This window comes from Lactiplantibacillus sp. 3062 (assembly GCF_055413545.1).
On record NZ_JBVAYE010000008.1, the window covers coordinates 98,998 to 112,753 of the forward strand.

General features: G+C 46.3%; 11 protein-coding genes. All 11 read left to right on the top strand.

From position 1 onward, the window contains the following. Positions 1–21: 21 nt before the first annotated feature. The 11 genes from ACWQAU_RS11315 to ACWQAU_RS11365 all read left to right on the top strand — a co-directional run bounded on the left by ACWQAU_RS11315 (position 22) and on the right by ACWQAU_RS11365 (position 13,465). Complete coding sequence (locus ACWQAU_RS11315) at positions 22–663, top strand: glycoside hydrolase family 73 protein (protein ID WP_003641334.1); 642 nt, start codon at positions 22–24, stop codon at positions 661–663. A 50-nt stretch (positions 664–713) separates the two neighbouring features. Next, entirely contained in the window at positions 714–1,301 is a 588-nt protein-coding gene (locus ACWQAU_RS11320) for a xanthine phosphoribosyltransferase (RefSeq protein WP_003641335.1), read from the top strand. 22 nt (positions 1,302–1,323) lie between these two features. Beyond that, positions 1,324–1,872: a DUF2179 domain-containing protein gene (locus ACWQAU_RS11325; protein WP_003644127.1), complete on the top strand. Its 549-nt coding sequence runs from the start codon at positions 1,324–1,326 to the stop codon at positions 1,870–1,872. 112 nt (positions 1,873–1,984) lie between these two features. Then, positions 1,985–3,154, top strand: coding sequence for a 5-(carboxyamino)imidazole ribonucleotide synthase (locus ACWQAU_RS11330; RefSeq protein ID WP_003641337.1), 1,170 nt, complete (start codon positions 1,985–1,987; stop codon positions 3,152–3,154). Positions 3,155–3,594: 440 nt separating this feature from the next. Further along, the gene (gene pcrA, locus ACWQAU_RS11335) at positions 3,595–5,862 is read left to right on the top strand and encodes a DNA helicase PcrA (RefSeq protein ID WP_003644128.1); all 2,268 of its coding nucleotides are present in this window, start codon (positions 3,595–3,597) and stop codon (positions 5,860–5,862) included. Positions 5,863–5,878: 16 nt separating this feature from the next. Continuing rightward, positions 5,879–7,918: an NAD-dependent DNA ligase LigA gene (gene ligA / locus ACWQAU_RS11340; RefSeq protein WP_003641339.1), complete on the top strand. Its 2,040-nt coding sequence runs from the start codon at positions 5,879–5,881 to the stop codon at positions 7,916–7,918. After that, complete coding sequence (locus tag ACWQAU_RS11345) at positions 7,915–9,090, top strand: CamS family sex pheromone protein (protein WP_079111776.1); 1,176 nt, start codon at positions 7,915–7,917, stop codon at positions 9,088–9,090. Before ligA ends, ACWQAU_RS11345 begins: the two co-directional genes overlap by 4 nt. Before the next feature lie 40 nt (positions 9,091–9,130). Then, positions 9,131–9,451, top strand: coding sequence for an Asp-tRNA(Asn)/Glu-tRNA(Gln) amidotransferase subunit GatC (gene gatC, locus ACWQAU_RS11350; protein WP_003641341.1), 321 nt, complete (start codon positions 9,131–9,133; stop codon positions 9,449–9,451). Continuing rightward, the gene (gene gatA / locus ACWQAU_RS11355) at positions 9,451–10,914 is read left to right on the top strand and encodes an Asp-tRNA(Asn)/Glu-tRNA(Gln) amidotransferase subunit GatA (protein ID WP_003644129.1); all 1,464 of its coding nucleotides are present in this window, start codon (positions 9,451–9,453) and stop codon (positions 10,912–10,914) included. The genes gatC and gatA overlap by 1 nt, the downstream gene beginning before the upstream one ends. Then, positions 10,914–12,338: an Asp-tRNA(Asn)/Glu-tRNA(Gln) amidotransferase subunit GatB gene (gene gatB, locus ACWQAU_RS11360; RefSeq protein ID WP_003641343.1), complete on the top strand. Its 1,425-nt coding sequence runs from the start codon at positions 10,914–10,916 to the stop codon at positions 12,336–12,338. The genes gatA and gatB overlap by 1 nt, the downstream gene beginning before the upstream one ends. A 104-nt stretch (positions 12,339–12,442) precedes the next feature. Next, positions 12,443–13,465, top strand: coding sequence for a diacylglycerol kinase (locus ACWQAU_RS11365; RefSeq protein WP_003641344.1), 1,023 nt, complete (start codon positions 12,443–12,445; stop codon positions 13,463–13,465). Positions 13,466–13,756: the final 291 nt, after the last annotated feature.

The following is a 13,756-nucleotide window of genomic DNA, read 5'->3' on the forward strand; positions in this document are numbered from 1 at the left end:
ATTACCAGAAAGGAGGCGGCTATGATGGCGGGTAAGCGGCGAAAATCGCGCCGGAAGCAACGGACAAAGACACAATTATTTGTGAAGAAGGGCCGCCTTCAGTGGGTCAATATCTTATTAGTGTTGGCGGCGATGGTGGGGATGGTTTGGTATATTCAGCATAATTGGGCGGTTAAGTCGCGGGTTACGGCGACAACACCTACAACAACGCATGCGGCATTTATTAAAAAGCTAGTACCAGCTGCGCAACAGCTTGATCAGCAATACCACGTGCTGGCTAGTATCACGCTAAGTCAGGCGATTTTGGAATCGGATTGGGGACAAAGTACCAATGCGACAGAGAATAATAATTTATTTGGGGTTAAGTCCACGTCGGGACGGCTCATGACGACGCAGGAGTATTATGACGGGGCCTATCATACGGTCAAACGGCGCTTCGCCGTTTATGATAGCTGGCACGCTTCGCTGGTCGATCATGCCAAGAAATTGGCGTACGGAACGACTTGGGATTCTCAGCACTACGCTGCGGTGATTAAGGCAACTGATTATCAGACAGCTGCGCAAGCATTGCAGACGGCTGGATATGCGACTGATCCAAGTTATGCACAAAAATTAATTAATATTATTCAAAAATATGACTTACAACGGTATGATAGAAAGTAATGAAATTAATAGCAGTATTTCAATGTCGCTTATAATTCTAGGAGGGTACTATGCGAGAACTTGAAGAACGCATTTTGAAAGATGGCCGGGTACTTCCCGGTGAAGTATTGAAAGTGGACGGCTTTTTGAATCACCAAGTTGATCCCGACCTGATGTTTGCCATGGGAACGGAATTTGCCCACTTGTTTCAAGATGCGGGTGTAACGAAAATCTTGACGGTTGAATCATCAGGAATTGCGCCGGCAGTCATGGCGGGGTTAGCAATGCACGTGCCCGTTGTGTTCGCACGTAAGCACAAATCTGTCACGTTAATTGATGATTTATATACAGCCGAAGTTTATTCTTACACGAAGAAGACGTCTAACCACATCTCGATTGCCAAGAAGTTCTTACAGGCGGATGACCAAGTCTTGTTAATTGACGACTTTTTGGCCAATGGTCAGGCGGTTCAAGGGATGTTTGAAATCTGTGATAAAGCGCACGTAAAAATTGCGGGTGTCGGTATTGTGATTGAAAAAGTCTTCCAAACGGGTCATCAACTGATTGCTGATCGGGGTGTCCGTTTAGAATCACTAGCACAGATTACGTCATTTGATGGTGACCGGGTGCACTTTGCATCGGAGGACACCCAGGCTTAAGTTAAGAAAGCGGGGGATTGTGATGCACATTGACATGGGGATGCTAGTCCTTATTTTCATCATCAACTTTGCTTACATTACGTTAAACACCGTACGTTTTTTGCTTGTAATGCGGGGTTATCGGTATTTTGCAGCTTTTGCAAGTGTCATTGAGATTACGATTTATGTGCTAGGATTATCATTGGTCTTAAATCGTCTCAATAATCCGATCAATTTAGTCGTATACGCGTTAGGTTACGGTGTCGGGGTGTATGTTGGGATGGTAATTGAAGATCGATTAGCGTTAGGGTATACAATGATTTCAGTCATTTTACCTGATCCCAAGTCGTCGTTACCGGGAGTGCTCCGTGAAAATGGCTTTGGGGTCACACAACACGCTGCTTATGGTCTAGAAGGTGAGCGGCTAGAACTAGAAATTTTGGCCCCACGGAAGAACGAACGGCGGCTGTATGGCCTGATTAAAGACGCGGCGCCCAATGCGTTTGTGATCGCGTATGAACCACGCTACATCTCCGGTGGCTTTTGGCTCAAGCGAGTTAAGCGACGCAATGCTCGCCGAAAAAAGCAGTGATAAACTTGCAACTGTGCGTGTCAGCAAGTATGATTGTTACAGGATAATGAGCGTTAAAATAATTCAATAATCAGATTATAATTATTTAAAGCATAGGAAAGTAGGGACTGAAGTGGACAACTCGATTTTAAACCCAGGTGGTACGCTTGGCATTATTGGAAGTAGTACTAATGGTGTTGGATTAGTAATTGCCGCGCGTAATGCTGGCATCAATGTCGGGGTATACGGCGATAACGAAAATACTGAGACCATGGAACTGGCAGATTTTCGCGTTGTCGGGGCCCTCAATGATCAACAACAGTTACAGAACTTCGCAGAACGTTGTGATATGGTGACTTACGAGTCGGAAACCATTGATGCGTCGGTCATTAATTTTTTGGCGGCCCATACCCGGGTTCCACAAGGCGCCGATGCGCTTGAGATTACACAGGACCGCTCTTTGGAACGGGCGTTTTTCAGCCAACTTAACTTGAATGTAGCACCGTCAGCGACAATTGTCAGTTTGGATGATGTCTATCAATCGATCGGGTCAATTGGATATCCTAGTATTTTGAAGCCGATTCAAAAGGGCTTGGGTCAAAATCGGCAACTGGTCATTAAGACGCAGACGGATATTGTCAAGGCGGCTGATCTGTTGGATTGGGGCACATACTTGTTAGAGTCATTGATTCCATATGATAAGGAACTCTCCGTTTTTGGCGCTAAGAGTGGTGATACGACAGCTTTCTTCCCAACCGTTGAAAACCGGTATCGTAATCATGAGCTAGTTGCCTCGATTGTGCCAGCTCAAATTGATTCAGCTGTGAATGACGAAATGCTGCGGATCACAAAGGAAATTAGTGATAACTTGAGTTATACGGGTGTCTTTGAAGTTGCCTTCTTCTTAACGAAGAGTGGTAATTTATACGTGAAGCGGATTGTCCCTGCGATGCATCAGGCGGGTTATGTCTTCGAACGTGCTACGAATATTAGTATGGCAGAACAACACTTGCGAGCAATTGCGGGACTGCCGTTAATGCCAGTCAAGCAGTTGATGCCCGTGGTTGCTGCTTACTTTACACCGGCTCAGGAGAGTGGCATTCGCACGCAGTGGCAGATTAAGACGAACTGGTTCTTTAATTTCTATCACCGAACGTTGTTACAAGCGCACCGGGCACCAGTCGCTGGCCACGTGCTAGTCGAAGCACCAAGTGTTAAAGAAGCACTCGAACAGATCGAAGACACAAGTATTTGGCAGTTTGGGCAAACGACGCCGGCTGATAATGAACCTGAAGCTGAGTAGTGTATGATCAGAACCTAGTTTTACGGATTATTACGGTTAAACTAATCGTACTGTTCGCACCGGGTGACCAGCTATTATGGGTAACCGTCGTGAATAAATAAAGTTCGAAATCCAATTCATTTTGTGAATTGGATTTTTTTAGCGGTTGGGGAGAAGCCAGCCAAATGGCGAGATACGGTTATCTGAGGGGGAATCGTTGAGATTGGCGTGGCGGGTATTTTGGTTAGAAATTGAGGGAGTCTCAAAATTACTTAAAGTTACGCAATATTGCCGTCAATTCGTTTCCCGTGAATAGTAGAAGTTGTAAAATTAACATAGGTGTCACTGACAATGGAAAAACCGCGATTTTTGTATGAGATGCTGACCTTAAAGTACAGCAATCACGGCCAAAATTTGCTATAATGTTTGGTGACTGATTTTTAGAAAGGGTGGCGAACAGCGTGTCGAAAGAAAGCCTATTGGCAGGAATGAATGACAAGCAGCAAGAAGCCGTTTTAGACACAGAAGGACCGCTACTAATTATGGCCGGTGCGGGCTCGGGGAAGACCCGTGTATTGACGCACCGGGTAGCTTATTTAATTGAAGAGCAAGGGGTCAACCCCTGGAATGTTTTAGCGATTACGTTTACGAACAAGGCCGCACGCGAAATGCGTGAACGGGTTGGTAAGCTGTTAGGTGAATCGGCGCAGGAGGTCTGGGTCTCAACGTTCCATGCCCTGTGTGTCCGAATTTTACGACGTGACATTGAACAAATCGGGTATAACCGAGCGTTCACAATCGCCGGCACTAGCGAGCAACGGACCTTAGTCAAACGAATCTTGACGGAACAAAATATCGATTCGAAAAAATTTGATCCGCGGTCAATCTTATCCGCAATTTCAAATGCGAAAAATGACTTACAAACGCCGGAGATGTATAAAGAATCGGCTGCCAGTCCCTTTGAGAGTGTCGTGGCAGACGTTTATTTGCAATACCAACGTGAATTAGCGGCTGATCAAGCCGTTGACTTTGATGATCTGATTATGCTGACGATTCAATTATTCAAGCAGAATCCTGAAACGCTGGCGTGGTACCAAAACAAATTCCATTATATTCACGTGGATGAATATCAAGATACTAATAATGCACAGTATACGTTAGTCAACTTGTTAGCTGACAAATATAAAAATTTATGTGTAGTTGGGGATGCGGATCAATCTATCTATGGTTGGCGGGGGGCCAACATGGAAAATATTCTCGATTTCGAAAAGGATTATCCGCAAGCTGACACGGTGATGTTGGAGCAAAACTATCGTTCGACCAAGACAATTTTGTCGGCGGCTAATGCAGTTATTAACAATAATTCAACGCGGCGGCCGAAGAAATTATGGACTGAGAATGAACCGGGTGACAAGATTTCTTATTATCGTGGTCAGAGTGAAAGTGATGAAACTCACTTTGTCATTGCCAAGATTCAAGAAAGCATGCAGCAGGACAAAATGGACTACGGCGATTTTGCGATCCTTTATCGGACGAACGCACAATCCCGGGTAATGGAAGAGTCACTCGTTAAGGCGAACATCCCTTATACAATGGTCGGTGGTAATAAGTTCTATGACCGTAAAGAAATTCGGGACGTCTTATCCTACTTGACTTTGGCAGTGAACGATCAAGATTCAATGAACTTTGAACGGGTCGTTAATGAACCTAAGCGCGGCATTGGTCAAACGAGTGTTGAAAAATTGCGGTTGTTCGCGGATGAAGCGGGTTATTCCATGTTGGAAGCAGCTAGCAATGTTGACATGGCTAATGGCATTTCAGCACGAGCGAAGGGTGCTTTAGCGAAGTTTGCAGCGACGATGAATGAATTGCGCGCTATGCGGGAATACTTATCCGTGACGGATTTAACACAAGAGATTCTTGACCGAACGGGTTACATGAAGGCGTTGAAAGATGCTAAGGCAACGAAATCGTTAGAGGCACAAGCCCGTATCGAAAACATTGAAGAATTCTTGTCTGTCACCAAACAATTCGATGATAGTTATCAACCTGAAGATGAAGATAGTGACAAATTCGTGGACTTCTTAGCGGATTTAGCACTGGTTTCGGATGTGGATAACGTTGAGGAAGAACCCCAAGCCGTGACGCTGATGACGTTACATGCAGCGAAGGGGCTAGAATTTCCGGTTGTTTTCTTGATTGGGATGGAAGAAGGTATCTTCCCACTGTCCCGGGCAATGATGGATGAAGACGAGCTGGAAGAAGAACGGCGGTTAGCATACGTTGGGATTACGCGGGCTGAGAAGAAGCTGTACTTGACCAATGCATACTCACGGATGCTTTACGGTCGGCGGCAGAATAATCCGGCTTCCCGTTTCGTTGAAGAAATCGAACCAGAATTACTCAAAAATGAAAATACGTTGGATGGTGCAAGTAGCACTGGTCCTAAAGTCCCATTTGGTGCGGATCGTGAACGGCGTGCTTTTACACCTTCATATAAAAAGAATCCAGTGGGGACGCGGGCCACGGTCAAGAAGGCTAGTGGCACGGGTGCTGACAAGAATAGTTGGTCGATCGGTGATAAAGTCAAGCATCGTAAGTGGGGAACCGGAACGGTCGTGAAGGTCTCCGGTGCTGGTGAAGATGCTGAACTAGACATTGCTTTCAAATCTGAAGGAATCAAGCGGTTATTAGCCGCATTTGCACCGATCCAAAAAGTACAGGACTAGTTAGGAGGACTGGCTGATGGCGGACAAACCCAACACAATGACGGTTGAGCAGGCGGCTGATGAAGCGGCTGCTTTACGGCAAACGTTAAATGAATGGCGTCGGCAGTACTATGACGAAGATGCGCCGAACGTTGAAGATAGTGTGTATGATCAAAAGTATGAACGGTTGGTCGAACTCGAACAAACTTTTCCACAGCTCGTTACACCGGATTCACCGACGCAATTAGTTGGTGGAACGGTTAAAGCAGGCTTTGATAAAGTGACCCATGAGATTCCGATGTTGTCATTGGGCGACGTCTTTTCACAAGCTGAGTTACAAGAGTTTGTTGATCGCTTGGAACAAAACGTTGGTCATCCAGTCGATTATAATTGTGAGTTGAAAATTGATGGTTTAGCGCTGTCGTTACGTTACGAAGATGGGGTGCTCGTTCAAGGGTCCACGCGGGGTAACGGTACGGTTGGCGAAGATATTACGGCTAATATTAAGACAATCAAGTCGATTCCACAACGGTTGACCCGACCACTGACGATCGATGTACGTGGGGAATGTTATATGCCTAAGGCAGCGTTTGCTGCCTTGAATGAACGCCGAGAAGCAGCGGGAGAACCAGTCTTTGCGAATCCACGCAATGCTGCGGCCGGTACGTTACGGCAGCTAGATTCACGAGTCGTGGCGGAACGACAGCTCAGCACGTTTATGTATAACATTGCCGACTATGAACCGTTAACCGCCCGTACGCAGAGTGACATGTTAACGGAGTTCGCAGATCTTGGTTTTGCCATCAATCCTGACTTTAAGGTGGCCCATTCGATGGCCGATGTCTTTAGTTACATTGACCATTATCAAAATGAACGGCCAGAATTAGCATATGGCATTGATGGCATCGTGATCAAAGCTAACCCGTTACCGCTGCAACGCTCACTAGGAGCGACAGTCAAGGTGCCACGATGGGCGATTGCCTTTAAGTTTCCACCTGATGAGCAGCCGACCCTTTTAAAGGATGTTGAATGGACCGTTGGCCGTACAGGAGTCGTTACGCCAACTGCGGTTATGGAACCCGTTCAACTAGCTGGGACGACGGTTGCGCGGGCTTCGTTACACAATCCCGATTACGTGGCGGCCAAAGATGTCCGCATCGGTGATACGGTCTTGCTACACAAGGCTGGCGATATTATTCCGGAAATTTCATCGGTTGATTTAGCCAAACGACCCAAGGATGCGCAACCATTAGTTATTCCAACCACGTGTCCGTCTTGTGGGGCGCCGCTGGTTCATTTGGAAGACGAAGTGGCTTTACGGTGTATTAACCCGAAATGTCCAGCACAAGTCCAAGAAGGGCTGGTTCATTTTGCCTCTCGCAATGCCATGAATATCGATGGCTTGGGACCACGAATCATTGCGCAACTCTATGCAAATCGGCTGGTTAGTGACGTTGCTGGTTTGTACCGATTAACTAAGGCACAACTGTTAACATTAGATAAAATAAAAGATAAATCTGCTGAAAAGCTCTTGACAGCAATTGACCGTAGCCGTGATAATTCACTTGAACGGTTATTGTTCGGTCTTGGTATTCGGCACGTTGGTGCTAAAGTGGCGCGGTTAATCGCGCAGCATTTTGGGACGATTGAGGCGTTGATGGCAGCTAGCCAAGAAGAGATTGCGGCGATCGATTCGATGGGCGATGTGATTGCGAACGCAGTGGTTCAATATTTTGAGAGCGACGAAGTTCATACACTCATCCGCGAATTGCAAGCAGTCAACGTGAATACCACTTATCAAGGCCCTAGTGCCACCGTGGCAGAAGATAGTAACAGTTGGTTTGCAGGCAAGCGGGTCGTGTTAACTGGTAAGCTGGAAAGCTTTACAAGGCCAGATGCGACTCAATGGCTACAAGCTCACGGCGCCACGGTTACGGGAAGCGTCTCTAAAAAGACGGATCTCGTGATTGCAGGTAGCGATGCCGGAAGCAAGTTGCAAAAAGCACAGCAGCTGGACATTACTGTATGGGATGAAGCCCGGTTCAGCGAAACAATGAGGGAGGATGCACAAGCGTGAATGTTAAACGCATACGCACGATTGGCTTAGTGGCAGTAGCTGCCATTGTTCTAGCCGCCTGCGGTAATTTAAAGAATTCGTCCTTTGGGTCGACTAGTAGTAGCACCACAACGACCGGAACGAAAACAACGACCACCACTGGAACTGCTGATAGTGAGTTCTATCAAGGCGTCATCAAAAATGGCCGTTATCGGACGAGTAAGTCGCGAGGCGTGGTCGTTTCGCAAAATGATAACGTCATGAATTTGAAGAGCTTCGAAAGTGGCTTATTGGACGTGTCTAAAAAGGTCTTTCTAACGAGTAAGTATGTCTTTCAAGAAGGGCAGTATTTGAGCTCATCGACAGTTGAAAATTGGCTCGGACGGAAATCAAGCAGCAATTCGGAGGGCTTGAACCCAGAGAATAACGGTAAGAAGGATCCGAATACTCGGAATCCGATTTACTTACAACAGCTTGAAGAACAAGATTATATGGTTCAAAATGGTAGTAAGTTATCGCTTGGCGGGGTCACGATTGGCTTGGGAATGAACTCGGTCGATTATTATACTAAGGTCGAATATGGGGCAACATACGAAACGGACATCTCAACGACTGAGTTAACGGCGCAAGGTAAGAAGATGGCGAATACTGTCTTACAGCGGTTGCGGCAACGCTCAGCTTTGAAGAATGTGCCGATTGTCTTGGCACTCTATAAGCAGTCTTCGAATGATAGTTTAGTTGGGGGCGACATGATTGCCTACGCGGTTTCTAAGAACGGCTCCACTTCGATCTCAAACTGGACGTCGTTGAATTGGAAGAATTATGTCTTCCCAGCGACCTCTGAGTCAAAGAACTCAGGTGCGAATAGTAATGATGAGTCGGACTTTAGTCAGTTTAAGTCCCACGTGCAGAATTTCTTCCCGAACTTGTCTGGCGTAACGGCGAATGCTCATTACAAGGACAAATCGTTGAGTAAATTAAGTGTCAACATCACGACTAAGTTCTACAGCGAAACGGAAATTATCAGTTTCACGCAGTACTTAGCAACGGCTGCTAAACGGTACTTGCCATCTGGTGTACCGGTTGAAATTACGGTTAAGAGTGCCAATGGTGACATTCAAAGCTTCTTAGCCAGAACGGCGAAGGGTAGTTCGTATTACACCCATGTCTTTAGTGACCAGGGCGACGATTAAACAATAATATTGAGTAAGATTTGAGAAAGAAGGAAATCTGATGGCTGAAGAACGAATTAATGCCGAACAAGTGCAACACGTGGCGAGCTTAGCCAAATTGGAGTTTACACCAGACCAATTAGCGATGTTCACACCGCAACTAGAAAAAATTATCGGCATGTTCGAAGAATTAAGCACAGTTGATACCACGGGTGTACCCGTTACGTCACGGATGAGTGATCATACGAATACGCTACGTGAAGACGTGGCAGTTAAGAGTGATGAAGCACTCCGGGAAGCATTGCTGAAGAATGCTCCAGAAACGGCCAATGGCTTGATCAAAGTGCCAGCAATTATTGATGAAAGTGGGGACGGTGAATAATGACTTATTTCGACCAAGATCTAACTAGTCTGCACGCTGACTTGGTAGCCAAGAAGATCAGTGCTACGGAACTAGCGAAGGCCACTTTTGCGAATATGAATCAGGTTGACCCTAAGCTAGGGGCGTTCTTGAATTTAAATGAAGAACAGGCCTTACAACAGGCGGCTGCTTTGGATCAGGATGGCATCGACGCGAACAACGTTTTTGCTGGGATTCCGATGGCAGTCAAGGATAATATTGTGACGAAGGGCCTAACGACGACGGCGGCTTCCAAAATGTTGGAAAACTTCGTGCCGGTCTATAATGCCACGGTGGTTGACAAACTATTAGCAAGCAACGCTTTGATCGTTGGTAAGACCAACATGGATGAATTTGCCATGGGAGGGTCAACTGAAACGTCGGCGTTCCATGTCACTCGTAATCCTTGGGACATCAGTCGAGTGCCCGGTGGGTCTTCAGGTGGCTCAGCTGTCGCAGTGGCTTCTGGACAAGTGCCAGTGGCACTCGGTTCTGATACGGGTGGTTCGATTCGGCAACCATCATCATTTAACGGAATTGTCGGCATGAAACCAACGTACGGTCGGGTCTCGCGCTGGGGGCTGATTGCCTTTGGATCTTCATTAGATCAAATTGGCCCAATGACACGGACGGTCAAGGATAACGCGGCCGCTTTGAATATGATTGCAGGTAACGATGTGCATGATACTACGTCATCCAAACAAACTGTACCAGACTTTACGGCCGGTTTGACGGGTGATATCAAGGGTATGAAGATCGGGTTACCAAAAGAATACATGGGCGAGGGGATCGACCCTAAAGTTCGTGAAGTCATTCAACAAGCAGTCAAGCAGTTTGAAGACTTAGGTGCTACGGTTGAAGAAGTCTCCTTACCAAACAGTCGCTATGGTGTGGCTGCTTACTACATCATTGCATCTTCAGAAGCTTCTTCAAACTTACAACGGTTTGACGGGATTCGTTACGGTTTCCGGGCTGACGATGTTAAGAATTTGGAAGATGTCTATGTCCGTAGTCGTTCCGAGGGCTTTGGTGATGAAGTTAAGCGCCGGATTATGTTAGGGACCTTCTCCTTGTCAGCTGGTTATTACGATGCGTACTTCCACAAAGCTGGTCAAGTTCGGACGATGATTATCAATGACTTTAATAAGGTCTTTGAAGACTACGATTTGATTATGGGACCAGTTGCACCAACGCCAGCCTTTAAGTTGGGTGACGAATTATCTGATCCAATTACGATGTATATGAACGATGTCTTGACGATTCCAGTCAACTTGGCTGGGTTACCAGGAATGTCAGTACCAGCTGGGTTTGCAGACGGGTTACCAGTTGGCTTGCAATTAATTGGTAAGGCGTTTGATGAAAGCACAATGTATCGAGCGGGCTATGCCTTTGAACAAGCAACGCAAGTTTACAAGCAAACCCCGAAAGTCGGAGGTGCTAACTAATGAATTTTGTAACCACGATTGGTTTGGAAGTCCACGTTGAATTAAAAACGAACTCAAAAATCTTTAGTCCTTCACCCGTGCAATTTGGTTCCGAACCAAATGCCAACACGAACGTGATCGACTGGGGGTATCCGGGGGTATTGCCAACGCCTAACAAGGGCGTGGTCGAAGCTGGGATTAAAGCAGCAACGGCTTTACATGCTGAAATCGAACATCACACGTACTTTGACCGGAAGAACTATTTTTACCCGGATAACCCGAAGGCCTACCAAATTACGCAACATGAAAAACCAATTGCGCATGATGGTTGGATTGAAATCGAAGTTGATGGTAAAAAGAAAAAAATCGGTATCGAAGAGATGCATATTGAAGAAGATGCCGGGAAAAACACCCATGAAAACGACTATTCCTATGTCGATTTGAACCGGCAAGGGACGCCGCTAATTGAAATTGTTTCTAAGCCTGACATTGCCTCCCCAGAAGAAGCTTATGCTTACTGTGAAGCGTTGCGGCAACGGATCCAATTTACGGGCGTTTCGGACGTTAAGATGGAAGAAGGTTCAATGCGGGTCGATGTTAACATTTCAATTCGGCCGGCCGGTTCCGACAAGTATGGTGTGAAGACCGAAATGAAGAACTTGAACTCCTTCAACTACGTGCGCAAGTCGTTAGAATATGAAGAACAACGCCAACAACAAGTTCTCATGGCGGGTGGCAAGATCCAACAAGAAACGCGGCGTTTTGATGAAACAACGGGCCAAACGATCTTGATGCGGGTCAAGGAAGGTAGCGATGATTACCGTTACTTCCCAGAACCTGATATTCCAGCAGTCGATATCGATGATGACTGGATTGCATCCGTTAAGAAGACCATTCCAGAAATGCCTGGTTCGCGGCGTGAACGTTACATCAATGAATTTGGTTTAACTGCTTATGATGCGGGTGTGTTGACCCAAACTAAGGAAATGTCTGACTTCTTTGATGCAACCGTTGCTGAAGGTGCGGATCCTAAATTAGCTTCAAACTACTTGCAAGGGGACGTTAACGCGTACTTGAACGAGCATAAAGTTGATTTGTTAGCGACTGACTTAACGCCAACTAACTTAGCTGGGATGATCAAGATGATTTCAGATGAAACCATCTCAAGTAAAATTGCTAAGAAGGTCTTTAAGGCCATTATGGCGGGCTCAGAGCCTGTCCAATGGGTCAACGACAAGGGCTTAGTCCAATTGTCTGATCCGGCGAAGTTACAACCAATCGTTGACGACGTATTGGATAATAATCAACAATCAATTGATGACTTTAAGAACGGGAAAGACCGGGCCGTTGGGTTCCTCGTGGGTCAAATCATGAAGAAGACACGTGGTCAAGCTAACCCGAAAGTCGTCAACCAACTATTAATGACATCATTAAAAGCACGGTAGAAGCGTTGGTCGATAAGGTGTTGAGCCTCGATTGATGCATGTCCAGCATTGGGGTAGAGATGAGACGCTGAACGCTTGACCGTGTGAGCGGAGGAATAGGAAACATGCGTAAACGGGCACGACTTATTTATAACCCGACTTCTGGACGTGAGGCATTGGCCCACGATTTAGTTGAAATTCTTGGTATCTTTGAACAAGCTGGTTATGAGACCAGTGCGTTCGCAACGACGCCCGCCCCTAATTCGGCGGCTGATGAAGCGCGACGTTGTGCCAAGGACGGGTTTGAACTGATTGTAGCAGCTGGTGGTGATGGGACCATCAATCAAGTAGTAAACGGGTTAGCCGGGTTAAAGCGGCGACCTAAGATGGCTATTATTCCGGCGGGTACGACCAACGATTATGCCCGGGCACTGCGGATTCCGCGCAATGATCCGGTTGCGGCGGCCAAGGTAGTCCTAAAGAACCAGACGGTTAAGATGGATATCGGTCAGGCTGGTGAACAGTATTTCATTAACATTGCGGCTGGGGGCATGTTAACGGAGCTGACCTATGACGTACCATCACAATTGAAGTCGATTTTTGGGTACGCGGCATACTTAGCCAAGGGTGCTGAGTTATTACCACGAGTAAAACCAGTTGAGATGGATTTGAAATATGATGGTGGTCATTATCAGGGCAAGGCTTCGATGTTTTTCTTAGCGCTGACTAATTCAGTTGGTGGCTTTGAGCAGTTAGTGCCGGACGCGTCATTAGATGATGGTAAATTTACCATGATTATTGTGAAGACGAGCAACCTTGCCAAAATGCTTCACTTAATGACATTAGTGCTCAATGGTGGCAAGCATATCAATGATCCAAGCATTATTTATGTGAAGACGAGCAAGGTCGTCGCCAAACCAGCTGACAAGGATCGCTTAATGATCAACTTGGATGGGGAGTACGGTGGTGATGCACCGATGACGTTCCGGAATTTGAAGCAACATATCGAAATGTTTGCCGATACGGATCGGATCCCCGATGAGGCAATCACGGATACAGATCCAGAGTTGGAAGACGCTGAGCGACACTTTGTCTCAGCCGTTGATCAGTTGCCAGCTGCAACTGAGGACGACGAAAAAACAGAATAACTTGCTTAAATTACCGTTTACCGATACAATGGTGGACGGTAATTTTTTTAAAAGTGTTACCGTCACAGGGACATGATTGAGCATTGCCTAACGATTTAATCGTTTGTCGGTTTAGCAATGATTTGTCAGTGGTGCAAAGCATGAGACAGCTCAAATTCGCGCGTTTTGACACTCACAGTAAGCAATTTGAATAGCATGTTTAATCAGTAAATGTTAACGACACTGCCAAGTGTGGCAGTATTAATGGCCATATCACTCGCTGCCCGGAGCAGTGGCTACCAGGCAGTAACT

What these genes read in the sequence shown, in the direction of transcription:
- ACWQAU_RS11315 (WP_003641334.1), top strand. Translation starts at nt 22, where the DNA reads ATGATGGCGGGTAAGCGGCGAAAATCGCGCCGGAAGCAACGGACAAAG.
- ACWQAU_RS11365 (WP_003641344.1), top strand. Translation starts at nt 12,443, where the DNA reads ATGCGTAAACGGGCACGACTTATTTATAACCCGACTTCTGGACGTGAG.
- ACWQAU_RS11325 (WP_003644127.1), top strand. Translation starts at nt 1,324, where the DNA reads ATGCACATTGACATGGGGATGCTAGTCCTTATTTTCATCATCAACTTT.
- gatC (WP_003641341.1), top strand. Translation starts at nt 9,131, where the DNA reads ATGGCTGAAGAACGAATTAATGCCGAACAAGTGCAACACGTGGCGAGC.
- ACWQAU_RS11320 (WP_003641335.1), top strand. Translation starts at nt 714, where the DNA reads ATGCGAGAACTTGAAGAACGCATTTTGAAAGATGGCCGGGTACTTCCC.
- gatB (WP_003641343.1), top strand. Translation starts at nt 10,914, where the DNA reads ATGAATTTTGTAACCACGATTGGTTTGGAAGTCCACGTTGAATTAAAA.
- ligA (WP_003641339.1), top strand. Translation starts at nt 5,879, where the DNA reads ATGGCGGACAAACCCAACACAATGACGGTTGAGCAGGCGGCTGATGAA.
- gatA (WP_003644129.1), top strand. Translation starts at nt 9,451, where the DNA reads ATGACTTATTTCGACCAAGATCTAACTAGTCTGCACGCTGACTTGGTA.